Below are 23,379 nucleotides of genomic sequence, written 5' to 3' on the forward strand. Positions count from 1 at the left end.
CATCGCGTCTAATGGGGTGATGCGAGAGACCGGCCGGCAACTGCGGCGCGGCGCTGCGGTCGGCGTCGCGCTGGCGCTCGTGGCGCTCAGCGCGCCAGCCGCCACGGCCGCCGTCAGCACGACCGCCGACAGCACCGCTGGCGGCGACACGGCCGGCGCGGTGCCGTCCCGGTTGCACGACCCGTGGCTGTGGCAGGCCACCGTCGGGCAGCGCCCGACCGGCCCGGCCGCGTTGGTCTTCTTCACCAACCACACCCGCTACCTGGAGTCGACCGGTGTGCTGGTCGGCCGGGACGGCGGTTACCGGCTGATCCCGCTGCACGTCGCCGAGGACCCTGGGCTGCTCTCCTCCGACGGGCGCCACTACCTGCGGCCGTCCGGTGAGCTGCTGGACCTCACCACCGGCCAGCAGCGCCGCACGATCCACACCGGGATGCGGCCGCTGGCCTGGTCGCCAGACGGGCAGCGGGTCCTGAGCACCCGCAGCAACGACGATTCGGTGATCAGCTACGGGCCGGACAACCAGCCGCTCAACGACCCGGAGAAGCCCGACGACCTGTTCGTCGTCGACCCGTACCGGGGCACCGAGCAAGTGGTCGCGGCCGGCACCTTCGCCGCGCACGCCGCTGCGGCCTGGTCACCCGACGGTGACGTGCTGGCGGTGGCCGGTCCGCCCGACGTGCCCGCGTCAGTCGCCGAGCGACAGCGGCTGGTGGTCGTCGACCCGGATGGCGGCGACCCTCGCTGGCAGGTCGACCTGGGCGACCGACGAATGCTGGCCGGCCCGGCCGCCTGGCACCCGGATGGTCGACGGATCGCGCTGCTCGCCTTCGATGGCTGCGCCGGGCCGAGGTGCACGGGCGAGCAGGCGGCTGCACGCAGCATGCGGATCGAGTTCCTGGACGCCACCACCGGCCAAGCCGTCGGTCAACCGCTGCCGGTCAGCGCCTCGACAAGCCGGATCGTCGGCTGGCGCGGCGACGACCCGGTGGTGCAGCAGGTGAGCGGGACGGAGCAGGGCGAGGACCGGCGGACCATCCTCGCCGCGCTGCCGCCCGGTGGCGGGCGCGAGGTGCTGGTGACCGCGCCGGCCGGGTCGACCGACCTGACGGTGCCGGGTGACCTGCTGGCCCGGGCCGCGTTCGGTGGTCCGGAGCGCCGACCGTCGCCGTTCGCCGCCCCGCTCTGGTTCTACCTGACACTGGCCGTGCCGACGCTGCTCGCCGTCGCTCTCCTCGTTCGCCGCCTGCGTCGTCGTCAGGGTTCCGCAACGACCCTGGACACCGACACCGACCCGGCGCCGAGCGCCTGAAGCCGGCCCCCACCAGGCGCGACCAGGCCCCGGTGAGGCGGCTCACCAGGGATCGCCGCCGGTAGCGGGACTAGGCTGGACGCCGTGACGACGACGACCCCCGGCCTGACGGCCGTCCGTGCCGGGCTGCTCGACTACCAGGCCGCCTGGGACGAGCAGCGACGCCTGCACGAGTCGGTGGTGGCTGGCGAACGCGGCGACACCGTGCTGCTGCTGGAGCACCCGAGCGTCTACACCGCGGGCAAGCGCACCGAGCCGTGGGACCGGCCGGCGGACGGCACCCCGGTCGTCGACGTGGACCGCGGCGGCAAGATCACCTGGCATGGGCCGGGGCAGCTCGTCGGTTACCCGATCCTGCGGCTGCCCGACCCGGTGGACGTGGTCGCCTACGTCCGCCGGACGGAGGAGCTGCTGATCGACGTGTGCGCCGAGTTCGGGCTGGCCGCCGGCCGGGTCGAGGGGCGCAGCGGGGTCTGGGTGCCCGAGGACGACCGAGGGCCAGCCCGCAAGGTGGCCGCCATCGGCATCCGGGTGGCCCGGGGCGTCACCCTGCACGGCTTCTCGATCAACTGCGACTGCGACCTGACGTCCTTCGACCGGATCGTGCCGTGCGGCATCCGCGACGCTGGCGTCACCTCGCTAACGGCCGAGCTAAGCCGCCCAGTCACCGTCGCCGACGTGCTCCCGGTAGTCGAGCGCCGCCTGTCCACCCTCGTCGCGCTCTGAGCACCGCCAACCGCGTCGATCTAGGGACTATCGTCGTTGATTGATCTCTAGACGCTGCCATTTTCCCTAGATCGACGCGTTGCCAGGCGCGGGGGGCGCGGCTGGGGCCCAGCGCGCGGGCCGGCGACGCATTCCGCGCCACCGGCCCGCGCGTTCCTCACGGGGTGAGACGGTGCAGGTCGCGGGGGAAGGCGGTGACCTCGCGGATGTTGGTTGCGCCTAGCAGGCGGGCTACGAAGCGTTCCAGGCCGATGGCGAAGCCTCCGTGTGGCGGCATGCCGTGCCGGAACGCGTCCAGGTAGCCGGCGTACGGCTCGACCGGCTCGCCCCGCGCCGCCAGCGCCGCCAGGTAGTCGGCGTGCCGGTGCAGCCGTTGCCCGCCGGTGACCAGCTCCAGACCCCGGAACAACAGGTCAAAGCCGTTGGAGTACGCCGGCCTGGCCGGGTCCGGGTGGGTGTAGAACGGCCGCTTCGCCATCGGGTAGCCGGTGACGAAGAGGAAGTCCGACCCGTGTTCGCGGCGAGCCCACTCGCCCAACGCCCGTTCGTGGGCGGGTGCCAGGTCCGGCTCATCGGCGGGCGCTCCGGCGATCGTCAGCGCCTCGGCGAAGTGCACCGCCGGGATCTCCGTCGGCACCTCCGGTGGTTCGACGCCGAGCGTCGCCAGGGCGGTGCCGGCCCGCTCGCCCACCGTGCCCAGCATCCCGGCCAGGGTGTCACGCAGCACACGCATCACGTCCCGGTGGTCGGCGACGAAGCCCAGTTCGGCGTCGAGCGACGTGTACTGCGCGAGGTGCCGGACGGTGTCGTGTGGCTCGGCCCGGAAGACCGGCCCCACCTCGTAGACCCGTTCGAAGACGCCGACCATCAACTGCTTGTAGAACTGCGGCGACTGGGCCAGGTACGCGGGCCGATCGAACCAGTCCAGTGCGAACACGTTCGCCCCGCTCTCGGTGGAGGAACTGACCACCTTCGGGGTGTGGATCTCCACGAAGTCGTGGGCGTCGAGGGTGGCTCGGAACCCGGCCACCGCCGCCGCCGAGATCCGCAGCGCGGCCGACCGGGTGGGGTGCCGCAGCGCGGTCGGCGCGTTGTCGAGTTGGGTGGGCAGGCTCGCGGTGAGCGCGGGCCGGTACAGGTCGAACGGTGGCGGCACGGCGGGCGGCCCGAGTGGACGTACCGTCGGGTCGGTCAGCTCGACCCCGGCGGGCGCGGTTGCGTTCGCGGTGATCGTCGCGGTTACCTCGACGACCGTCTCCTCGGTGAGTTTCTCCAGCTCGGCGCGGACGGCCGGGTCGGTGACGACCACCTGGGCCAGGCCGGCGGCGTCCCGCACGATCAGGAAGGCCACCGACTTGAGCAGTCGTCGGCGGTGCACCCAGCCGGCGATCCGCACGGTCGCGCCGATGCGGGCGGGCAGTTGGTGGGACAGGGTTCGTTGCATGGCGGGCTGCTCCTCGGTTGATCGCCACGCCTTCGCCGCCCTGGGATGGCGAAGCGTCGCATCAGCCCCAGGGAGGTGTGGGCGAGCGGGAACCTCGCGGTGCCACCACACCTTCACCCCCGCCGAAGCGGGGGCCTCGTTCGTCGCCTGATGACCGGGGCCAGCCGGGCGGGCTCTACTGGGCACGGGATGACCCGCAACCGTTCTTCCCGCAGCTCGGGAGGGTCTTCGCGCACCGGCGCCAGACCGCCTCTCAGCACCGGCGGCTCTCTGCACTGGCGGGTCGGGGCGCTACTCGGCTCCGTCGTCGCTGTTGGCGGTGACCGTAGCACCGCGCCGGCCGACATGTGACGGGTATTTTCGACAGCCCGGTGTCCGGCGTCACAACGTCTGGGGCGTGACGCCGGTCGCCCGACGTACATAGACGCCTGCCGTCGGGCGTAGGCTCGTTTTCGTGACGATCGAGCACTCCGCGCCGACGACCGGCCAGGCAGCGCGCACCGCAACGGCCGCCCCCGAGGGGCGGCGTCTGCTGCGGATCGAGGCGCGCAACGCCGAGACGCCGATTGAGCGCAAACCGCCGTGGATCAAGGTCAAGGCCAAGATGGGGCCGGAGTACACCCAGCTGCGCGGGCTCGTCTCGCGTGAGGGGCTGCACACCGTCTGCCAGGAGGCCGGCTGCCCCAACATCTACGAGTGTTGGGAAGACCGGGAGGCCACCTTCCTCATCGGTGGCGACCAGTGCACCCGGCGCTGCGACTTCTGCCAGATCGACACCGGCAAGCCGGCCGAGTTCGACGCCGACGAACCGCGCCGCGTCGCCGAGTCGGTGGTCTCGATGGGGCTGCGCTACGCCACCATCACCGGCGTCGCCCGTGACGACCTGCCCGACGGCGGCGCCTGGCTGTACGCCGAGACCGTCCGACAGATCCACGCCCTGCAGCCCGGCTGCGGCGTCGAGCTGCTGATCCCGGACTTCAACGCCGTCCCCGAGCAGCTGGCCGAGGTCTTCGGCTCCCGCCCCGAGGTGCTGGCCCACAACGTGGAGACCGTGCCGCGCATTTTCAAGCGCATCCGGCCGGCGTTCCGCTACGACCGCTCCCTGGACGTGATCCGGCAGGCCCGCGCCGACGGCCTGGTCACCAAGAGCAACCTCATCCTAGGCATGGGCGAGGAGCGGGCCGAGGTCTCGCAGGCACTGCGCGACCTGCACGACGCCGGCTGCGAGCTGATCACCATCACGCAGTACCTGCGCCCCACCCCCCGACACCACCCGGTGACCCGCTGGGTCAAGCCGGAGGAGTTCGTGGAGCTGCGCGAGGAGGCCGAGGAGATCGGCTTCGCCGGGGTGATGAGCGGGCCGCTGGTGCGTTCGTCGTACCGGGCCGGCCGGCTCTATCAGCAGGCTCTCGACGCCCGCGCCGCCGCCCCGGTCGCCACCGCCGGCTAACCCGCACCGACGGCGCCGACGCCCGGGACCGCCACCACCGGGCTGAGCTGCACCGACGGCGCTGACGTCCAGGACCGCCACCACCGGGCTGAGCTGCACCGACGGCGCTGACGTCCAGGACCGCCACCACCGGGCTGAGCTGCACCGACGGCGCTGACGTTTAGAAGCGCCACCACCGGGCTGAGCTGCGCCGACCCGTTGGCCCACGCCGCGTCGGGGACCGCCGGCACCTGGGTGCCCTGATCGGCTGACGGCTGCTGCCGTACACAGGCGACTGCGCGCCAATTGCCGTAGCTCGCCCGTTATGTACAGGTGCTGGTGTCTGTGCGACGGGTGTCGCAACCTGTCCGGCGGTCGCGGCTGCCCGAAATCCTCACCGTGCCCGCCGTCGTCGCGGGTGTCGGCTATCGCCTCGGTCTACTCGGTCACGCCGCGCCGTCCACGAACAGCGACGAGGCCACCATGGGGCTGGCCGCGCTACACATCGCCCGGGGTGAGGGCTTTCCGGTCTGGTTCTACGGCCAGCAGTACATGGGCACCCTGGAGGCGTACCTGGCCGCGCCGGTGTTCGCCCTGGCCGGTGGGCCTTCGCTGTTCGGTCTGCGGCTGCCCACGCTGGCGCTGTACGTGCTGTTCCTGGTGCTGTCCTGGCGGTTGACGTTGCGGCTGACCGGGGACCGATGGTTCGGGCTGCTGGTGGTGGCGCTGCTGGCCCTCGGCTCCGACCGCGTGGTCAAGAACCAGCTGATCGCTGGCGGCGGCTACCCCGAGATGAACGTGGCCGGGGTGGCGTTGGCCGTACTCGCCGTGGATCTGGCCTCCGGCCGGCCGGGGTGGCGGCTGGCGCGCTGGGCGGCGTGGGGGTTCCTGGCCGGTCTGATGCTCTGGGTCGACCCGCTGGTGCTGCCGTACGTCGTGGCGACCGGGGCGGTGCTCGTCGGGTTCTGCCGTCGGGAGCTGCGCGGGGCGGCCGGGGCGCTGCTCGGGGGGGCCGTCGTGCTGGGGGCGGCTCCGCTGCTGCTGCACAGCCTGGTGAACGGGCGTAACCCGCTGCACGCGGTGCTCGCCGTCAGCGGTGCGAACACCACCGCGGGCTGGGCGGACCGGCTGCACGGTGGCCTGCTGCTCGGCCCTCCGCTGGGCATGGGCTTCTGCGCTCCCGGGCAGTGCGCCACCTGGCAGCTGTGGTGGGCACTCGCCCTGCCACTGCTGCTTGCCGTCGCCGCCGCCACCGCCTGGCGGGCGACGCGCCGGCCGCCGGCCTCCCCGGCCAACCCCACCAGCCCGGCCAACCCCACCAGCCCGGCCGACCCCACCAGCCCGGCCGACCCCACCAGCCCGGCCCGCCCCACCAGCCCGGACTCCCCAGCGGGCCGTGCGCCCCGCGCGGGCGCGGCGATCCGGCTGGCGCTCGTGCTCGCCGCGGTGGCCACCCTCGGCGCGTACACGGTGAGCAGTGCCGCCGGGCTCACCCCGGTGGAGAGTTCCCGCTACCTGTCCTGCCTGCTCATCTCCCTGCCGGCGCTGCTGTGGCCGGTGTGGACGGTGGCCCGGCACGGTCTGCGGCCGTCGGCGACCGACCGACGCGGCATCGGGTGGACGCTGGCCCGGCCGGTCGCGCTGGCGTTGCTCGCCGCCACCCTGGGCACCGCCGCCCACGCCACCTGGCGGGCAGCGGAGACCGCCCCGGCGACGCGGGCCGCCGAGGCCCGGCACACCGAGCTGGTGAGCACCCTGCGTCAGCTCGGCGTACGGCACGTGCGCGCCGGCTACTGGACCTGCAACCGGCTCATCTTCGCCAGTGCGGAGCAGGTGGTCTGCGCGGTCGTCGACGACACGCTGCGCCCCGGTTTCGACCGCTACCCCGCATACCGGCGGGAGGTGGACAGGGCGGCGGCGCCGGCCTGGGTCGCACCGGCCGGCTCGCCGTTGGCGAACGCGCTCGACGAGCGGCAGCGCGCCACGCCGGGCAGCCTGGCCCTTGTCACGATCGACGGCTGGCGGATCTACCTGTCGCGGTGAGCCGGTCAGCGGGCGCGGCGAGCAGGCCGAGGCGATGCGCCAGGGCCGCGGCCTCCACCCGGTTGGTCACGCCCAGCTTCGCGATGATCCGGGACACGTGCACGCTGGCCGTCTTCGGGGAGATGAACAACTGCTCGGCGATCCGGCTGTTGCTGTGCCCCTCGGCGACAAGCCGCAGCACCTCCTGCTCCCGGGCGGTCAACAGATCCGCGCCGGCCCCGCCCTGGCCGGCGGTGCGCAGACCGACCCGCTTCGCCAGGGTGGCGGCTGCCTCGGCGAGCGGCACCGCACCCAGCCGCCGGCCGATCTCGGCGGCCTCGGTGACCGCCGCCGCCGTCTCGTCGCGCTCCCCGGCGGCGGCAGCCGTCTCGGCGAGCGTCAGCAACGCGCGACCCAGCGGGTGCGGCTGCCCGTCGGCCCGCCAGGCATCGACCGCCGCACGCCACGCCGGCAGCGCCTGGTCGCCGACCGCGAGCAGTGCGGCAACCTCGGCGGCGTGCGCCCGTGCCGCCGGGTGCCGGACGGGCAGGTCGGTGGCGAGCGCCGCCACTGCGGCTGCCAGCTCCTGGTCCCTCACCCGGGCGGCGGTACGCGCGGCGGCGTTGAGCAACGGCCAGCCTTCGCGGGGCAACTGCGGCAGGCTCTTGTCGGCCACCGCGACACGGGCCGCCCGGATCGCCTCGACCTTGTCGTCGACGGCCAGCGCCGCTTCGATCGCCAGTTGGTGCAGGGGCAGCCGGTGGTTCGGCCACAGGTAGGGCCGGCCGAGGAAGGCGAGCGCCCGGTCGACCAGCTCGCCGGCGCCCGGGTGGGCGCGGGCCAGCCGCAGCCCGGCGCCAAGCTGGAGCCAGTGCAGCCCGGTGACGCCGGACAGGTCGATCCGGGCGGCTTCCGCGCAGACCGCCTCGGCCTCGTCCCAGCGACCCAGCGCGATCAGCGCCTCGGCCCGGTTGGACAGCAGGTACGCCCCGGTGGAGCGGCTGATCCCCACCCGCCGCGCCTCGGCCACGCCGGCCTCGGCCGCCTCGGCGGACTCGGCGTAACGACCCAGCTCGCAGAGCAGGTCCGACCGGAACACCTTGGCGAGCACCAGGACCGGCGTGTCCCCCGCCGCACGGGCGGTGGTCTCGGCCTGGCTCAACTCGACCAACCCTCGCTCCAGGTCCCGCTCGCCGTGGCAGAGCAGGGCGATCCGCGCGGGCAGCAGGGCCAGGTCCTCGCCGAGCGCCTCGGCGTCCGTGGCAGCCTCGGCGGCGACCCGGGCCGCCTGCTGGGGGTCGATCTTGACCAGGTGTACGGCGATGTCGGCCAGCAACCGGACCCGCTCCACGCCGGCCGGGCCGCCGGCCGCCAGCCGGTACGCCTCATCCAGCTCCCGGCCACCGTCACTCTTGCCGAGCAACGCCAGCAGACGACCCCGCTGGTTCAGCAGCCGGGCGGCGCGCAGCGGCGTGGCATCGGCGTCCACCTCGGCCAGGCCGGCCCGGGTCAGGGTGATCGCCCGGCTGAAGTCGCCAGCGGTGACCGCGGCGTCCAGTGTCTGCTCCAGCAACGCCAGGTGATCCATGCCGAGCAGGGCTGCGGCGTCGGGCACCAGCTCCCACAGTTCCAGCGCCCGTTCCAGCAGCCGGCGCTGCTCGGCGTACGCGTACCGGTCAGCGGCGGCGCAGGCCGCGGCGTGCGCGGCGACGAGGGCACGCGGGTGGTTGTGCGCGGCGTACCAGTGGTGGGCGATCTCGGCCGGGGCCCGGCCGGCGGCGACCAGGTGCGGCTGGGCCTCGATGGCGGCGGCGAACCGGGCGTGCAACCGAGCGTGCTCGCCGGGCAGCAACTCGTCGTGCACGGCCTCGCGGACCAGCGCGTGCCGGAACTCGTAGTCACCGTCCCGATCGGCCACCACCAACTGGGCGGCGACGGCGGCGCGCAGTGCGTCCTCCAGCTCGGCCTCGGGTAGCCCGGCGACCTCGGCGAGCAGGTCGTGGGCGAAACGGGTGCCTCCGGCGGCTGCGATCCGCAGCACCCGCTGGGCCGGTTCGGGGAGCCGGTCCACCCGGGCCAGCAGCAGGTCGCGCAGCGTTTCGGGGAGCGCGGCGCAGCCGATCGGGCCACCGGCGACGGCCAACTCCTCGATGAAGAAGGGATTGCCCTGGGTGCGGTCATGGATGTCGTCGACGGCACGGGCGGGCGGCTCGGCGCCGAGCAGGTCGGCGAGGATCGCGCCGGTGCCGTCGCGGTCCAGGCGGCCCAGCTCGACCCGCTCCACGCCCCGGGCCCGATCCAGTTCGGCGAGGAACGGGCGCAGCGGGTGCCCGCGCTGCAACTCGTCCGTGCGGTAGGTGCACACCAGCAGCAGCCGGCCCGGCCGGGCCACCCGGACCAGGAAGCCGATCAGGTCGCGGGTGGAGCGGTCGGCCCAGTGCAGATCCTCGATGATCAGCACCAGCGGGCGAGCATCGGCGAGCCGTTGGAAAAGCTCGGCGACCAGGTCGAACAGGTAGCCGCGTGGGGCGTCGCTGAGCGGGACGGCGCGCGGTGCGGCCAGCGCCGCGGACGCCCGGCCCAGCTCCGGCAGCAGCGGGGCGAACTCCGCCTCGTAGCCGGCGAAGACCTCGGGGCCGTCCGCGCGCAGCACCGCGCGCAGTGCGGCAGCGAACGGGGCGAACGGCAGGCCCGCCTCGCCCAGCTCCAGGCACTGGCCGACCAGCACCCGCGCTGCGCCGTCGGTGGCCCGACCGGCGAACTCCTCCAGCAGACGGGTTTTACCCACGCCTGCCTCGCCACCGACCAGCACGGTGGCGGGCTCCCCCGTACGTGCCCGGCCCAGCGCGTCCCGCAGCGCCACGATCTCACGATGGCGGCCGACGAGGACGGAGCTGGCAGCGCGTACGGTCACGGGCTCGAGCATGCCATGACGGCCCCCAGCACCGGCCCCGCCGGTCGGCCGGTGACCGGGCGGCGGGGCGGGCTCGACTCGACCGGCCAGCGCGGCGGGCGCGGTCACCGGCGGGCGTCGTTGGTGCCGCCGGTCTGCTTGCGCCGGCCGAGCCAACTGCGGCCGGCGCGACGCGGCAGCGACCGGGCGAGCCGTTGCGCGGCCGCCTCGGCGCGCAGCTCGGCGGCGTGGGTACGGTGCAGGGAGAGCAGGAAGTCTGCGTCGTTGCCGAACATGTCGGGCTCCTTCGTGGCGTCGTCGTCTTCTGCTGACGACTCTTCTCGTGAAGGCCCCACCCGGGCATGGGCACAGCGCCTCATCTTCCCGACCACCACCCTCCTTACGCGCCCGGTCCGGACGCGTACGGCGACGTAAGGTACTCAGCTACCCGGGCATCCGGACGCGGATCAACGGGGCGAGCGGCGACCACTAGACTCTGCGGCATGGCAAAGCCCCAGGAGAAGGTCTCGTTCGGCCAGCGGCTGAAGCAGATCGGGATGGTGTTCCAGTTCACCGCCAAGCAGGACCGGTGGTTCGCGCCGTTGGTCGCCGCCGCGGTGCTGCTCCCGCTCGCCCTCACCGTGGTCGCGGTCATCCTCTGGGGCTGGATCTGGCTGCCGCTGGGCATCCTGTTCATCCTGCTCGCGGTGCTGATCGTGCTCAACCTACGGTCCAACAAGGCGATGATGAACGCCGCCGAGGGGCAGCCCGGCGCGGCGGCGCAGATCATGGAGAACATGCGCGGCGACTGGCGGGTCACCCCGGCGGTCAGCTCGACCACCCAGATGGACATGGTCCACCTGGTGATCGGCCGCGCGGGCGTGATCCTGCTGGCCGAGGGCAACCCGCAGCGGGTGCGCGGCCTGCTCGGGCAGGAGAAGCGCCGGCTGTCCAAGGTGATCGGCTCCGCTCCCCTGCACGACTACGTGATCGGGCAGGAGGAGGGCGAGCTGCCGATCCGCAAGCTGCGGACGACGCTGCTGCGCCTGCCCCGCGCGCTCTCCGGCAAAGACGTCAACTCGCTGGACAAACGACTCAAGGCGCTCACCTCCCGGCCGCAGATGCCCAAGGGCGCGATCCCGAAGAACATGCGGCCCCCGGGTGCCTCCCGCCAGTCGCGGGGCCGCTGACCCCTCTGGCGTACGCCTGGAAAGAGCCGGACCCGCGCGGGTCCGGCTCTTTCTCGTTGGTGGCGGGTTCAGCCGCGCGGCGCGTCGACGATGACCGTGTCGGCGAGCCGGTCGTGCAGGCCGCGACGGTGCTCGTCCATGATCAGCGCGGGGACGACGAGGGCCAGCAGCAGGCCCCGGATCAGCCCCCGGAGCACGCCGATCCGGCCACCGTCGTGCCAGTTCACGCAGCGGACCTTCGTGATGTACATGCCCGGTGTCTGGGCGAACAGGCCGAGGAAGATGCCGTACTCCAGGACCAACACCAGCACCGGCGCCCAGCCGTCGCGTACCGGGTCGGCGAAGAAGTTGGAAACCAGCAGGCAGAGCACCCAGTCGATGATCAGCGCCCCGAACCGCCGACCGAGGCTCGGCGCAGTGAAGGTGGGGTCGGTTGCCGGCGCTGCCGTTGCGTGCGGATTGGTCACAGCGGTCAAGGGTATCCGCGCCGGGATGAGGGCTTGCCAGGTGCCGCCGCCACTGTGTGCCGATTCAGGCCAAAGGCATCAGATGTCTTTACACTGGCACAGTCGGTACAGCTTTCGCGGCGGGCCGAAGGTGTGGACAGGAGCGTCGCTGACGCTCCGCGAGGGACGTAACACGGCAGAAACAACGGAGACACGGCCGGGCAACCGCTTGGCCATAGCGTCGCCAGAAGCCTAGCCACCCCGTGGACGTGCCAGGAGGATGTGTGTTCGCCAATCCCGAGGAACTGCTTCGATACCTCAAGAACGAGGATGTGAAGTTCGTCGACGTTCGTTTCTGTGACCTGCCCGGCGTGATGCAGCACTTCAACCTGCCGGTCGAGTCCGTCAACGACGACCTCTTCACCGACGGCCTCGCGTTCGACGGTTCGTCGATTCGCGGTTTCCAGGCGATCCACGAGTCGGACATGCTCCTGCTCCCGGACGTCGCCACCGCGTTCATCGACCCGTTCCGCGCACAGAAGACTCTCGCGCTCAACTTCTTCATCCACGACCCGTTCACCCGCGAGGCGTACAGCCGCGACCCGCGCAACGTCGCGAAGAAGGCCGAGGCGTACCTGACGGCGAGCGGTATCGCCGACACCGCGTACTTCGGCGCCGAGGCGGAGTTCTACATCTTCGACTCGATCCGCCACGAGACCTCGGCACACCAGTCGTTCTACTACATCGACTCCATTGAGGGCGCCTGGAACAGCGGCCGCGAGGAGCCGGGCGGCAACCGCGGCTACAAGACCGCGTACAAGGGCGGCTACTTCCCGGTGCCCCCGGTCGACCACTACGCCGACCTCCGCGACTCGATCGTGCGCCGGCTGGTCGACACCGGCTTCACCGTGGAGCGTTCGCACCACGAGGTGGGCACCGCCGGTCAGTCCGAGATCAACTACCGGTTCTCCACCCTGCTGCAGGCCGCCGACCAGCTTCAGCTCTTCAAGTACATCGTGAAGAACGAGGTCTGGGCCAACGGCAAGACCGCGACCTTCATGCCCAAGCCGCTGTTCGGCGACAACGGCTCCGGCATGCACACCCACCAGAGCCTCTGGCTCAACGGTGAGCCGCTCTTCCACGACGAGACCGGCTACGCGGGTCTGTCCGACATGGCCCGCTGGTACATCGGCGGTCTGCTGCACCACGCGCCGTCGCTGCTGGCCTTCACCAACCCGACGGTCAACTCGTACCGCCGCCTGGTGCCGGGCTTCGAGGCGCCGGTCAACCTGGTCTACTCGCAGCGCAACCGCTCGGCCTGCACCCGCATTCCGGTGACCGGCAACAACCCGAAGGCCAAGCGCGTCGAGTTCCGCGTTCCGGACCCGTCGGCCAACGTCTACCTGGCCTTCTCGGCCATGATGATGGCCGGCCTGGACGGCATCAAGAGCAAGATCGAGCCGCCGACGCCGATCGACAAGGATCTGTACGATCTCCCGCCGGAGGAGTGGGGCGACGTCAAGCAGGTGCCGGGCTCGCTGCCGGCCGTGCTCGACTCGCTCGAGGCCGACCATGACTACCTGCTCGACGGCGGCGTCTTCACCCCGGACCTGATCTCCACCTGGGTGGACTGGAAGCGCGCCAACGAGGTCGACCCGGTGCGCCTGCGCCCGACCCCGCACGAGTTCGCCATGTACTACGACTGCTGAGCAGTCGGATGCACCACGACTGCTGAGCAGTCGCTCGAACACCGGCCGGGCCGGCTCCGCTCATCGCGGGGCCGGCCCGGCCCGCTTTGTGCTGCCCCCCGACATACCTTCGCGTCCGATATATTGCTCGCGTGGACACACCGCTACGCGAACCGACCTTCCTGATCCTCACCGCGCTAGCCGCCCAGCCGATGCACGGCTACGGGCTGATCGGTGAGGTCGCCGCCCTCTCCGACAACCGGGTGTCGCTACGCCCTGGGACGCTCTACGGAGCGCTCGACCGACTGGTCGACGCCGGCCTCGTGGAGGTCGACCGGGAAGAGGTGGTGGACGGCCGGCTGCGCCGCTACTACCGCCTCTCCTCCGGCGGCGAGGCCACGCTGAGCGCCGAGACCGAGCGGCTGCGCCGCAACGTCGAAGCCGCCACCACCCGGCTGGGCGAGCGGACTCGCGCCGCCCACCCGATCACCCCGCGCCTGGCCGGAGGACTGGCATGAGCGACTTGGAACGCCGTTACCTGCGGCTGCTGCGCGCGTACCCCGCTGACTACCGGCGCGCCCGCGGCGCCGAGATCGTCGGGACGTACCTGGACCTGGCCGCACCGGATCGGCGCTGGCCCTCGCCCGCAGACACCGCGGACCTGGTGCGCGGCGGCGTGCGCCAGCGGCTGCGGGCCGCGGGCGTCGCCAGCCTGGTTCCCGGGGTACGCCTCGCGGCGCTGCTCGCCCTGGTCACCGCGAGCGCTCTCGCCGGCGTCTGGGGTACGGCAGAGCTGCATCCGCCGCCCGTGGAGTGGGGCGTCCCCCACGTCGGCCCGTTCGTCTCGCTCGGTGTCGTCACGTGGGCGGCGTGGCTGCTGGCGGCGGTGGTGATCGCCGTCGCGCCGAGCCGGGTCGCCCGGTGGGCCATCGCCCTCGCGCTCCTGCTCACGATTGCGCTGCCACCGGTGGCCGCAGCGCTCGACGCACTCCGACCGCCGCTGATGGTGCTGCTGCCGCAGGTGGTCCTGGGCCTGCTGGGGCTCGCCCTGCCCGGTCGACCCTCCCGAGCGATCCGCCTCGCGCCGGCGCTGTCCGCGCTGTTGGCGGTGGTGGCGACGGAATTCCTGGTGGGCTTGGATGCGGTCGGCACCTACTACGGCGCCACCCTGGAGATCTTCCTGCCCACCGTCGGTGGACTGTTGCTGGTCGTCGGGGCTCTGCTGGCCACGGGTCTGGCACTGGGCGGGGACACCCGCGGCGGTTGGGCGCTCGCCACCCTGCTCACCCCCGCCGGCTTCCTGGCGGTGCCCGGCCTGGCTGACGCCATCGGCCCGGGACAGGGCAGCGTCACCTTCACCGAACTGGCGGTGGTCGCTGTCGCCGTCGCGCTCGCCGGCCCCGCCGTCCTACTCCTGACCGTCTTGTTTCGCTCCCGCCAGCCCTCCACCCCCCAGCCCTCAGGCCAACCCTGCCCCATCTGCGGCGCGCGAGCCTGACCACACCCCCGCATCCCGCTCAGCCCCCTACCCCTACCCCTACCCCTACCCCAAGATCGTGCTCGATCCTGGATCTAGTGGACTCGATCGCGTCGGACACCACTACATCCACGTTCGAGCACGATCTTGACTGCAGGACGACGACGATCATGAGGTTGGCTAGGCGTTACGTCCAGATTGCCCCGTCAACCTGATGGTCAACGGCGCTGGCTGCGGCGCAGAATGCGGACGAGCACGGTCAGGAGCAGGGCGGTCATCGCCAGCGCGCCGGGGGCCTTGGTGAAGCGGGCCAGGTTGGTGCCGTCGGGCAGGGCGAGGAAGGCTGCCGCCGCGGCGGGTAACACGAACCACGTCGTACCGGCGGCGGTGAGTGCGAGCAGCGCCAGCGGCCACGTCGCGTACCAGGGGTGGAAGACCGGGGACAGGACAACGACGGCGACCAGCGCCAGCGCCGCGCCGTGCAGCGCCACTCGGAACCGCGCCACCGGCTGCGGAGTGTGGTCCAACGCGCGCAGCGCCCGCCAGGCCCGCCACCAGAGCACCACCAGCGCGCCGACGAGCAGCAGCAGCGCGACCGCCCGGACCACCGGCACCGCCTGCGGGTCCCGTCCGACCAGCGCCCCGGCGTAGTCCACCACGAAGCCCACCGCGGTTGGTGGCGACGTCCACTGCTCGGAGTCACCGCTGTGGGTCAGCCCGCCCACCCAGCCGAACCCGAGGCCGGACAGCGCTGAGGTGACCAACAACGCGGCGAGCAGCCCGCCGGCCAGCCAGCTGCCGTCGCGCACCAACGCCCGCACGGTGTAGCGACCGTGCAGCGCGGCCAGTGCGGCGAACGGCGCCACCACCACGGCGCTGGCCTTCACTGTCACCGCCAGCCCGAGCAGCACCCCGGCGAGCAGCAACGCCGACGGCCGGCCCGGTCGGCGGACCACGATCAGCAGCCCGCACAGCAGCAGGCCCAGCATCACGGCGTCGTTGTGCGCCCCGGCCACCAGGTGCACCCCGACCAGCGGGCCGGCCAGCGCCAGCCACGCCGCACGCCGGGTCGGCACGCCGGCCGCACGGGCCAGCCCGGGCAGGCAGAGTACGGCCAGCAGCAGCCCCGCCACGGCGATCACGCGCAGCAGCGCGACCGTGCCGTTGAGCCCGCCCCCGAGGCCGACCGCGAGCGCCGCGAGCAGCACGAACACCGGCCCGTACGGTGCCGGGGTGTCCCGCCAGATCGGCGCCACCGCGTCCACCCACGGGCAGCCCGTCGCCGCCACTCCCACCGCGTACGGGTCGATGCCGTGCGCGTACGTCCAGCCCTGGCAGGCGTACGAGTAGACGTCCCGGCTGCCCAGCGGCGGCGCGACCAGCAGCGGCAGCGCCCACAGCCCGGCGGTGACGTACGCCCAGCGGGTCGACGGGGCGCCCGCGCGCAACGACCACCACGCCCCGACCAGCAGCGCGGTGCCGACCAGCCAGCAGGTCAGCGTCGCCGGGCCGCCCGGGGCTCGCCAGATCGACACCGGTGTCGCGCCCAGCGGGGCGTCGGGCAGTGCCCCGCCGAGGTACCCGGCAACGGTGAGCAGGACCGCGCCAACCAGTCCCGCGTACCGGGCAGAGCGTGCCAACAACGAACCGGCCGGCGGACCAGACTGCGGCGGTGGCGTGCCGGGAGCGGTCACCGGCGCACCTTCCCTCAGTCGGCGGCGACCGGCTGACGGGCCGCCCGAGCCGACCGTACCAACCGGATGACCAGCACGATCACCAACAGCGTCATCAGCGGGGCCCCGACCGTCTTGGTGTAGCGGGGCAACCCGGTGCCGTCGGGCAGCACCAGGAACGACGCGACCAGGGCGACCACGGTGAACCATCCGGTCCGCCGGGCGGTGGCCGCCAGCACGGCCAGCGGCCAGATCCAGTACCAGGGGTGGAACAGTGGCGCGAGAGCGACCGTGGCGGCCAGCGCCAGGGCGGCGTACCAGAGCGGGTCCCGGGTGCGGGCCCGCCACCAGAGCCAGATCAGCAGCAACGCCAGCACGGCCATGCCGATCCCCCGGGTCACCGGCAGCGCGTCGATGTTTCCGCCGAAGGGCACCACCAGGTAGCCGACGGTCTGCCCGACGGCGGTGGACGGTGAGGTCCAGGCGATCACGTCGCCGCCTCGGGCCAGCCCGCCGACCCAGCCGAAGTCCAGCCCGGCCGCGAAGGTCACCCCGACCACGACGGCCACCGCGCCACCGACCACCCATCCGCCGTGCCGAAGCAGAGCTCGGATCGAGTATCCGCCGACGATCGCCGCCAGCGCCGCGAACGGCACCACGACCAGCGCCGTCACCTTGATCCCGGCGGCGAGGCCGAGCAGCGCGCCGCCGGCGAGCAGCGGCCCGGGGCGACCGGGCCGGGAGGCGATCACCGCCAGCCCGGCGACCAGCAGGCCGACCATCAGAGCGTCGTTGTGCGCGCCGGAGACCAGGTGTACGGCGACCAGGGGGCAGCCGAGCGCCAACCAGATCGCCCGACCGGCGGGGACGCCGGCCCGCCGGGCCAGCACCGGCAGGCTGACCGCGGTCAGCGTGACCCCGGCCACCGCGATCACCCGGAACGCCACGATCGCGCCGGTGAGCGAGCCGGTGGCGGTGACCACCGCGCCGGAGAGCACCACGAACAGCGGTCCGTACGGCGCCGGGGTGTCCCGCCAGATGTACGAGATGGTGTCCAGCCACGGGCAGGGCAGCGCGGAGACACCCTGCTCGTATGGGTTGATCCCGGCCGCGTAGCTGGCGCCCTGACAGGCGTACGCGTAGACGTCGCGGCTCGCCAGCGGCGGCGCGATCAGCACCGGCAGCAGCCAGAGCCCGACGGTGATCAGCGCCCAGCGGGTCGACGGCACCGTGTCGCGCAGCGACCACCAGGCGTAGGCCATCAGCGCGGTGCCGACCAGCCAGGCGGCGATGACCAGCGGCCCGTTCGGGCCCTGCCAGATGCTGACCGGGGTGGGGCGCAGGGGTGACCCGGGTAGGGCGCCGCCGAGGAACGCGGCGACGGCGAGCAGCGCCGAGCCCGCCAGTCCAGTCCAACGCGCGAGGTGGTGAGGCACGCCGGACATGCTGCCAGTACGGTGGTCGCGGTACGGAGGTGGGCATGCGGCGCAGTCGGGTGGTGGCGATGGCCACCGGTGCCGCCGCCGTGCTCGGCGTGCTCTGGCTGGCTCTGCCGCTGATGGGCTCGGACCTCGCCGCGCAGGTCGCCCGGGCGGACTTCTTCGCCGCCCACGGTGCGGCGCCAGTGGATCTGCGCTGGTACGGCGGGGTGCAGCAGTTCGGCTACAGCTTGGTGTCCCAGCCGGTGATGGCGCTGCTCGGCGTACGGGTGACCGGTGCTCTGGCGCTGGTGGCGTCGGCAGCCGCGCTGGCCGCGCTGCTGGTCCGCAGCGCAGTGCCCCGGCCGCTGCTGGGCAGCCTGGTCGGGGTGGTCACCCTGGCCGGCAACCTGGTCTCCGGGCGGGTCACGTACTCCCTGGGCGTGGCGTTCGGGCTGGCCGGACTGTTGGCGCTCACGCTCGGCCGCCCCGACGCGTACACCGGGCAAGGGCGGACGGACGGTCGGACGCTGCTGCGGCTCGGGCTCGGCGCGGCTGGCGCGCTGCTTGCCTCCGCGACCAGCCCGGTGGCTGGCCTGTTCGTCGGTCTGGCCGGTGTCGCGCTGCTGCTCAGCCGCCGGTACGCCGACGGCCTGGCAGTCGGGGTCGCGGCGGCCGTGCCGCTGGCCGCGACGGCCCTGTTGTTCGGCGACGGCGGCTGGATGAACATCAGTCGGACCGACACGCTGCGCGCGGTGGTGACCAGTCTGGTGGTGGCCGCGCTGGTGTCGTACCGACCGGTGCGGTTCGCGGCGCTCCTCTCCGCCGCGGGGGTGCTCGCCGCGGCGCTGGTGCACACGCCAGTGGGATTGAACGCGACCCGGCTGGTCACGATGTTCGCGCTGCCGGTGCTGGCCGCCGCCGCCGGCCCGCCGGCCTGGCTCACCACCCGGACGGCCCGCCGGTCCGCAGCTCTCGCCGCACCGTCCGGCGGCACCCGCCGCGCCCGGCTGCTGGGCGGTGTCGGCTTGGTCGCGCTGCTGGTGGCGGTGTGCGTCTGGCAGCCGCCGGTGGTCCCCGCCGACCTGCGCAGCATCGGCGACCCGACCAGCGCGCCGGGCTACTACGCGCCACTGCGCGCGTTTTTGAGAGAGCAGCGGCTCACCGGCCGAGTCGAGGTGCCGCCGACGCGCAACTACTGGGAGGCAGCCCGGCTCGGTGAGATGCCGCTAGCCCGTGGTTGGCTGCGGCAGGCCGACATCGAGCGCAATCCTCTGTTCTTCACCACCGTGCCCGGCGCGTCCGGCACCGGCGTACCGCTGACCCAGGCAAGCTACCGGGCCTGGCTGAACGAGAACGCCGTGCAGTACGTGGCGCTTCCGGACGCCCCGCTGTCTTGGGTGGGGCGGGCCGAGGCAGCGCTGGTCGAAGGCGGTCTGCAGTACCTGACGCCGGTCTGGTCCGGCCCGCATTGGCGGGTCTGGGCGGTGGCCGACCCGACACCGCTGGTCGCTGCCCCCGCCGAGCTGGTCCGCGTCGACGCAGCGACGGTGACCTTCCGCGCCCCGAGCGGCGGCCCGGTGGCGGTCCGGGTGCGGCACAGCCGTTGGCTGACCGCGTCCGGTGGAGCCACCGTCGCCGCCGCCGGTGACTGGACCACCGTCACGGTCCCCCGCCCCGGCGAATACACGCTCGGCAGCTGACGGCCCCTACGCCTCCAGCACGCGTTGCGCGGCGGCGCGGGAGCGACGGGCGGTGCGCAGGTACTCGTCGAGGAACTCCCCCGGGTCGTCCCGGCCGAGCAGCCGGACCACGCCGGCCAACTCCACCCCGTGCCGGGGCAGCTGGTCGCCGGCCCGGCCCCGGACCAGCATCAACGCGTTGCGGACCTGCGCGGCCAGGGACCAACCGGCGGCCATCTCCGCAGCGTCCGCCGGGTCGACCAGGCCGGCCCGCTCGGCGGCCGCGAGAGCGTCGAGGGTACGCGTGCCGCGGAGCGCCGGGACGGCACCCGCGTGCCGGAGCTGGACGAGCTGCACCGCCCACTCCACGTCGGCGAGCCCGCCGCGACCCAGCTTGGTGTGGGTGGCCGGGTCGGCGCCGCGGGGCAGCCGCTCGGTCTCCACCCGGGCCTTGATCCGCCGAATCTCGACGACCTGCTCGCGGGTCAACCCGTCGGCCGGGTAGCGCACCGGCTCGATCATCGCCTCGAACTCGGCGCCCAGGTCGGCGTCGCCGCAGACGAACCGGGCGCGCAGCAGCGCCTGCGCCTCCCACACCCGCGACCAGCGGGCGTAGTACGCCGCGTACGCGGCGAGGCTGCGGACCAGCGGGCCCTGCCGGCCCTCTGGGCGCAGGTCGGCGTCGACGCCCAGCGGCGGATCGGGAGCGGGCACGCCGAGCAGTCGGCGCAGCTCCTCGGCGATCGCACGAGCGGCGGCGCTGGCGGCGCTCTCGCTCGCCCCGGCGGGCGGGTCGTAGACGAACAGCACGTCGGCGTCGGAGAGGTAGTTCGACTCGTACCCGCCGAGCCGTCCCATGCCGATCACCGCGAACCGCAGCCCGGGTGGCGCCGGCTGACTGACCTGGGCGGCGCGCAGCGCGGCGGCCAGGGTGGCATCGGTGACGTCGGCGAGCGCCGTACCGACCTCGGTGATGTCGGCCAGCCCGGGAGCGGGCCGGTTCGCACCGTCCGGCCGGGTCGGAACGGGTGCGAGCGCGCCCGCCCGGCAGAGCACGTCGGCGCAGGCCACCCGGACCAACTCCCGACGTCGCAGCGCGCGCACCGCGCGGGTGGCCTCGACCGGGTCGCTGTGCCGTGCCGCCGCCGCGAGGAACCCCTCCCGGAGCACCTCGCGGGAGCGCGGCACCAGCTCGTTCTCCTCGGCCAGCAGGCGCAGCGCCTCCGGGTCGCGGGCGAGCAGGTCGGCGACGTACCGGGACAGGGCCAGGACCCGGGCCAGCCGACGGGCGACCGGGCCGCCGTCGCGCAGCAGCCGCAGATACCAGGGGGTGCTGCCGAGCTTGTCGGAGACCCTGCGGTAGTTGAGCAGCCCCCGGTCCGGCTCCGGCGCGTCGGCGAACTCGCTCAGCAGCACCGGCAGCAGGGTCCGCTGGATCGCCGCCGTGCGACTCACCCCACCGGTGAGCGCCTGCAGGTGGCGCAACGCCCCGGCCGGGTCGGCGAAGCCGAGGATCTCCAACCGGTGCCGGGCCGCCTCCGGGGTGAGCCGCAGCCCGTCGGCCGGCACCCGGGCCACCGACTCCAGCAGCGGCCGGTAGAGCAGTTTGGCGTGCAGCCGGCGTACCTCGGCGGCGTGGGTGACCCACTCGGCCCGGAAGCTCTCCACGGCGCTGCGCCCCGGCGCTGCCGTGAAGTCCAGCGCGGCGGCGAGCCAGCGCAGCGCGCCCGGCTCGGCGGGCACGGTGTGCGTACGGCGCAGGCCCTGCAGTTGGAGCCGGTGCTCGACGCTGCGCAGGAAGCGGTAGCCGCGCAGCAGCGCCTCGCCGTCGGCCCGACCGACGTAGCCACCGGCGACGAGCGCGCGCAGGGCCGGGATGGTGCCGGGCGCTCGCAGTGTCTCGTCACCGCGGCCGTGCACGAGTTGCAGCAACTGGACGGCGAACTCGATGTCCCGCAGCCCGCCGGGGCCACGCTTGATCTCGCGCTCCAGCTCCTTCGGCGGGATGTGGTCGATGATCCGGCGCCGCATGGCGCGGACGTCCTCGACCGCCTCGGGCCGCTCGGCCGCCCGCCAGACCAGCGGCGCGAGCTCGTCGATCCATTCCTGGGCCAGCGGCAGATCACCGGCGGCCGGGCGGGCCTTCAGCAGCGCCTGGAACTCCCAGGTGCGCGCCCACCGCCGGTAGTAGGCCAGGTGGCTGGCGAGGGTCCGCACCAGCGGGCCCCGGTTACCCTCGGGGCGCAGCGCGGCGTCCACCGGCCAGGCGACCAGCCCACAAATGTGGATCAGCCGGGTCGCCACCAGGGTCGCGGCGGACAGGTCGGCATCCTCGGCGGCCACGAAGATGACGTCCACGTCGGAGACGTAGTTCAACTCGCCACCGCCGCACTTGCCCATCGCCACCACCGCGAGCCGGGGCCGCTCGGTGCCCTCCGCCAGCTCCGCGACCGCGATCTCGTACGCCGCGGCCAGCGTCGCGTCGGCCAGCGCGGAGAGCGCGGCCATGGTCTGCTCCAGGCCGCGCCCGCCGGTCAGGTCGGCCGCCGCGATCCGCAGCAACGCCAACCGGTACGCGGTCCGCAGCGCCGCCACCGGGTTGCCACCGTCAGTCGGCTCCAGCCGCCCCTCGGCGATCGGCGCGAGCCCGTCCGGGGCGGTACGCAGCGTCGAGGAGTGCTCGGGATGGGCCACCAGGTGATCGCCGAGGGCCGACGAGGCGCCCAGCACCGCGATCAGCCGCCGCCGCAGCCCCGGGTCGATGTGCAGCTCCGCCAACAGCCCTGGCCCGGCGGTAACGCCATCGGTGCGGCGTTCGGTGCCGCCGTTGGTGCGGCGTTCGGCCTCGATGATGCGGTGCAGCTGACGCAGCGCCAGATCCGGGTCGGCGGCCCGGGACAGCGCGGCGAGCAGTTCCGCGGCCACCTCGTCGACCGGCTCCTGCTCGACCGGCTGCCACAGGCGCAGCCCGTCCGGGCCGAGCAGGTCCGCGGCGCGCCCGCCGTCGTCGCCGTCGGCGGTGCCGAAGCCGTACCGGGCGAGCCGGCCCGGCGCCCTGGTCGGCCGGCTCATCAGTGCCCGAGCAGCGGCAGGCCGCGCCGCGTCGTGCTGTCGTCCAGCTCGCCGAGGGCCAGCGCCGCGAACCGGGCGGCGAACGGCTGCCAGACCTCCTCCACGTCGGCCAGCACCGAGGCGCAGGCCGCGACGACCAGCTCCGGGTCGTAGCCCAGCTCGGCGAGTTGGGCCGAGTCGGTGGCCCAGTCGGCGATCATCGCGGCGTCGCACTCGATGTGGAACTGCAACCCCCACGCCCGGTCGCCGAGCCGGAACGCCTGGTGTGGGTAGCGAGTGGACGCGGCCAGCAGCGTGGCGCCCCGGGGCAGCTCGGTGATCTCGTCGGAGTGCCACTGGAGCACGTCCGGGATCAACGGCACGTACCGGAACAACGGGTCGCCCTCGGCGGCGTCGCGCCGGCCGACCACGCCGGGGCCGATCTCCGGCCCGGACGAGCTCCGCTCGACCAGCCCGGCGTGCGCGGTCGCGAGCAGCTGCGCGCCCAGGCAGACGGCCAGGGTGGGCACCCGGTAGCGGACCGCCTTGCGCAGCAGGCCCTCCACAGCCGGGAACCAGGGTGCGCCGGGCGAGCCGTCCGGCAGCGGGTACGCCTGTTGGTCGCCGCCGAGCACCACCAGCGCCGCGTACCCCTCCAGGTCGGCGGGGAGCTCGTCGCCGGCGTGTGGGCGAACCACCCACAGCTCCAGCCCAGCCTCGGTCAGCCACTCACCCAGCCGGCGCGCGTCGTCCGTCGGGTCGTTCTCGATCACCAGCGCGGTTGCCACTCGTCGAGGCTAGCCGGTGCACGGTGTGCGCCACGCCCCGCCACAGGCCCGCGCCGCCGTGCCGCCGCCGTGCCGCCTCTTTCGCCGCCGGGTGGCGCCACTGCGCGCGGTCTTGAGCTGGTGGGGTCGTTAGGCTCTGC

Annotated in this window: 17 protein-coding genes; 9 read left to right on the forward strand and 8 right to left on the reverse strand. The window is 73.5% G+C overall.

Annotated features, from left to right (window positions below; all coding sequences use genetic code 11):
• Positions 1–19: 19 nt before the first annotated feature.
• Both OG811_RS02650 and lipB read left to right on the forward strand, forming a co-directional pair.
• Positions 20–1,312, forward strand: coding sequence for a TolB family protein (locus OG811_RS02650; protein ID WP_406071857.1), 1,293 nt, complete (start codon positions 20–22; stop codon positions 1,310–1,312).
• An 84-nt stretch (positions 1,313–1,396) separates the two neighbouring features.
• The gene (gene lipB, locus OG811_RS02655) at positions 1,397–2,038 is read left to right on the forward strand and encodes a lipoyl(octanoyl) transferase LipB (RefSeq protein WP_406071859.1); all 642 of its coding nucleotides are present in this window, start codon (positions 1,397–1,399) and stop codon (positions 2,036–2,038) included.
• 157 nt (positions 2,039–2,195) lie between these two features.
• On the opposite strand, the gene aspS is transcribed toward lipB, so the two are convergent.
• On the reverse strand, positions 2,196–3,482 hold the full coding sequence (aspS, locus tag OG811_RS02660; protein WP_406071861.1) for an aspartate--tRNA(Asn) ligase: 1,287 nt from the start codon (positions 3,480–3,482) through the stop codon (positions 2,196–2,198).
• A gap of 454 nt (positions 3,483–3,936) precedes the next feature.
• On the opposite strand from aspS, the gene lipA reads away from it, so the two are divergent.
• Complete coding sequence (lipA, locus tag OG811_RS02665; RefSeq protein ID WP_406071863.1) at positions 3,937–4,932, forward strand: lipoyl synthase; 996 nt, start codon at positions 3,937–3,939, stop codon at positions 4,930–4,932.
• A 324-nt stretch (positions 4,933–5,256) separates the two neighbouring features.
• The gene (locus OG811_RS02670) at positions 5,257–6,954 is read left to right on the forward strand and encodes a hypothetical protein (protein ID WP_406071865.1); all 1,698 of its coding nucleotides are present in this window, start codon (positions 5,257–5,259) and stop codon (positions 6,952–6,954) included.
• Here OG811_RS02670 and OG811_RS02675 read toward each other — a convergent pair.
• Together OG811_RS02675 and OG811_RS02680 are read right to left on the reverse strand one after the other, a co-directional pair.
• Positions 6,917–9,847 (reverse strand): AAA family ATPase, encoded by a 2,931-nt coding sequence (locus OG811_RS02675; protein WP_406071867.1) that lies wholly within the window; start codon positions 9,845–9,847, stop codon positions 6,917–6,919. The two genes, OG811_RS02670 and OG811_RS02675, sit on opposite strands and share 38 nt — an antisense overlap.
• A 104-nt stretch (positions 9,848–9,951) precedes the next feature.
• Positions 9,952–10,122, reverse strand: coding sequence for a hypothetical protein (locus tag OG811_RS02680; RefSeq protein ID WP_406071869.1), 171 nt, complete (start codon positions 10,120–10,122; stop codon positions 9,952–9,954).
• 207 nt (positions 10,123–10,329) lie between these two features.
• Here OG811_RS02680 and OG811_RS02685 point away from each other — a divergent pair, with 207 nt between their 5' ends.
• Positions 10,330–11,016 carry a DUF4191 domain-containing protein gene (locus tag OG811_RS02685; protein WP_406071871.1) on the forward strand — a complete coding sequence of 229 codons (687 nt, stop codon included), beginning with the start codon at positions 10,330–10,332 and terminating at the stop codon, positions 11,014–11,016.
• Between the two features lie 68 nt (positions 11,017–11,084).
• On the opposite strand, the gene OG811_RS02690 is transcribed toward OG811_RS02685, so the two are convergent.
• Positions 11,085–11,483 carry an RDD family protein gene (locus OG811_RS02690; protein ID WP_406071873.1) on the reverse strand — a complete coding sequence of 133 codons (399 nt, stop codon included), beginning with the start codon at positions 11,481–11,483 and terminating at the stop codon, positions 11,085–11,087.
• A 263-nt stretch (positions 11,484–11,746) separates the two neighbouring features.
• On the opposite strand from OG811_RS02690, the gene glnA reads away from it, so the two are divergent.
• The 3 genes from glnA (at position 11,747) to OG811_RS02705 (ending at position 14,648) form a co-directional block, all read left to right on the forward strand.
• Positions 11,747–13,171, forward strand: coding sequence for a type I glutamate--ammonia ligase (glnA, locus tag OG811_RS02695; protein ID WP_406071875.1), 1,425 nt, complete (start codon positions 11,747–11,749; stop codon positions 13,169–13,171).
• Positions 13,172–13,302: 131 nt separating this feature from the next.
• Positions 13,303–13,668 carry a PadR family transcriptional regulator gene (locus OG811_RS02700; RefSeq protein ID WP_406071877.1) on the forward strand — a complete coding sequence of 122 codons (366 nt, stop codon included), beginning with the start codon at positions 13,303–13,305 and terminating at the stop codon, positions 13,666–13,668.
• A complete protein-coding gene (locus OG811_RS02705; protein WP_406071879.1) occupies positions 13,665–14,648 on the forward strand; it encodes a hypothetical protein in 984 nt (327 codons plus the stop codon). Before OG811_RS02700 ends, OG811_RS02705 begins: the two co-directional genes overlap by 4 nt.
• A gap of 197 nt (positions 14,649–14,845) precedes the next feature.
• On the opposite strand, the gene mptB (OG811_RS02710) is transcribed toward OG811_RS02705, so the two are convergent.
• Both mptB (OG811_RS02710) and mptB (OG811_RS02715) read right to left on the reverse strand, forming a co-directional pair.
• A complete protein-coding gene (mptB, locus tag OG811_RS02710) occupies positions 14,846–16,321 on the reverse strand; it encodes a polyprenol phosphomannose-dependent alpha 1,6 mannosyltransferase MptB (RefSeq protein ID WP_406071881.1) in 1,476 nt (491 codons plus the stop codon).
• Positions 16,322–16,335: 14 nt separating this feature from the next.
• Positions 16,336–17,736 (reverse strand): polyprenol phosphomannose-dependent alpha 1,6 mannosyltransferase MptB, encoded by a 1,401-nt coding sequence (mptB, locus tag OG811_RS02715; protein ID WP_406071883.1) that lies wholly within the window; start codon positions 17,734–17,736, stop codon positions 16,336–16,338.
• A gap of 44 nt (positions 17,737–17,780) precedes the next feature.
• Between mptB (OG811_RS02715) and OG811_RS02720 the strand changes: the two genes are divergently transcribed.
• Positions 17,781–19,421 carry a hypothetical protein gene (locus tag OG811_RS02720; RefSeq protein WP_406071885.1) on the forward strand — a complete coding sequence of 547 codons (1,641 nt, stop codon included), beginning with the start codon at positions 17,781–17,783 and terminating at the stop codon, positions 19,419–19,421.
• A 6-nt stretch (positions 19,422–19,427) separates the two neighbouring features.
• On the opposite strand, the gene OG811_RS02725 is transcribed toward OG811_RS02720, so the two are convergent.
• Together OG811_RS02725 and OG811_RS02730 are read right to left on the reverse strand one after the other, a co-directional pair.
• Positions 19,428–22,472 carry a bifunctional [glutamine synthetase] adenylyltransferase/[glutamine synthetase]-adenylyl-L-tyrosine phosphorylase gene (locus OG811_RS02725; protein ID WP_406071887.1) on the reverse strand — a complete coding sequence of 1,015 codons (3,045 nt, stop codon included), beginning with the start codon at positions 22,470–22,472 and terminating at the stop codon, positions 19,428–19,430.
• Positions 22,472–23,239: a type 1 glutamine amidotransferase gene (locus OG811_RS02730; protein ID WP_406071889.1), complete on the reverse strand. Its 768-nt coding sequence runs from the start codon at positions 23,237–23,239 to the stop codon at positions 22,472–22,474. Before OG811_RS02730 ends, OG811_RS02725 begins: the two co-directional genes overlap by 1 nt.
• Positions 23,240–23,379 lie beyond the last annotated feature (140 nt).

Source organism: Micromonospora sp. NBC_01638 (assembly GCF_045209745.1).
Classification (GTDB): Bacteria; Actinomycetota; Actinomycetes; order Mycobacteriales; family Micromonosporaceae; genus Micromonospora.

Bases quoted from the DNA above. Each gene is read 5' to 3' on its own strand.
- OG811_RS02705 (WP_406071879.1), top strand. From the start codon at position 13,665: ATGAGCGACTTGGAACGCCGTTACCTGCGGCTGCTGCGCGCGTACCCC.
- OG811_RS02720 (WP_406071885.1), top strand. From the start codon at position 17,781: ATGCGGCGCAGTCGGGTGGTGGCGATGGCCACCGGTGCCGCCGCCGTG.
- OG811_RS02680 (WP_406071869.1), bottom strand. From the start codon at position 10,122: ATGTTCGGCAACGACGCAGACTTCCTGCTCTCCCTGCACCGTACCCAC.
- aspS (WP_406071861.1), bottom strand. From the start codon at position 3,482: ATGCAACGAACCCTGTCCCACCAACTGCCCGCCCGCATCGGCGCGACC.
- OG811_RS02650 (WP_406071857.1), top strand. From the start codon at position 20: ATGCGAGAGACCGGCCGGCAACTGCGGCGCGGCGCTGCGGTCGGCGTC.
- OG811_RS02685 (WP_406071871.1), top strand. From the start codon at position 10,330: ATGGCAAAGCCCCAGGAGAAGGTCTCGTTCGGCCAGCGGCTGAAGCAG.
- OG811_RS02725 (WP_406071887.1), bottom strand. From the start codon at position 22,472: ATGAGCCGGCCGACCAGGGCGCCGGGCCGGCTCGCCCGGTACGGCTTC.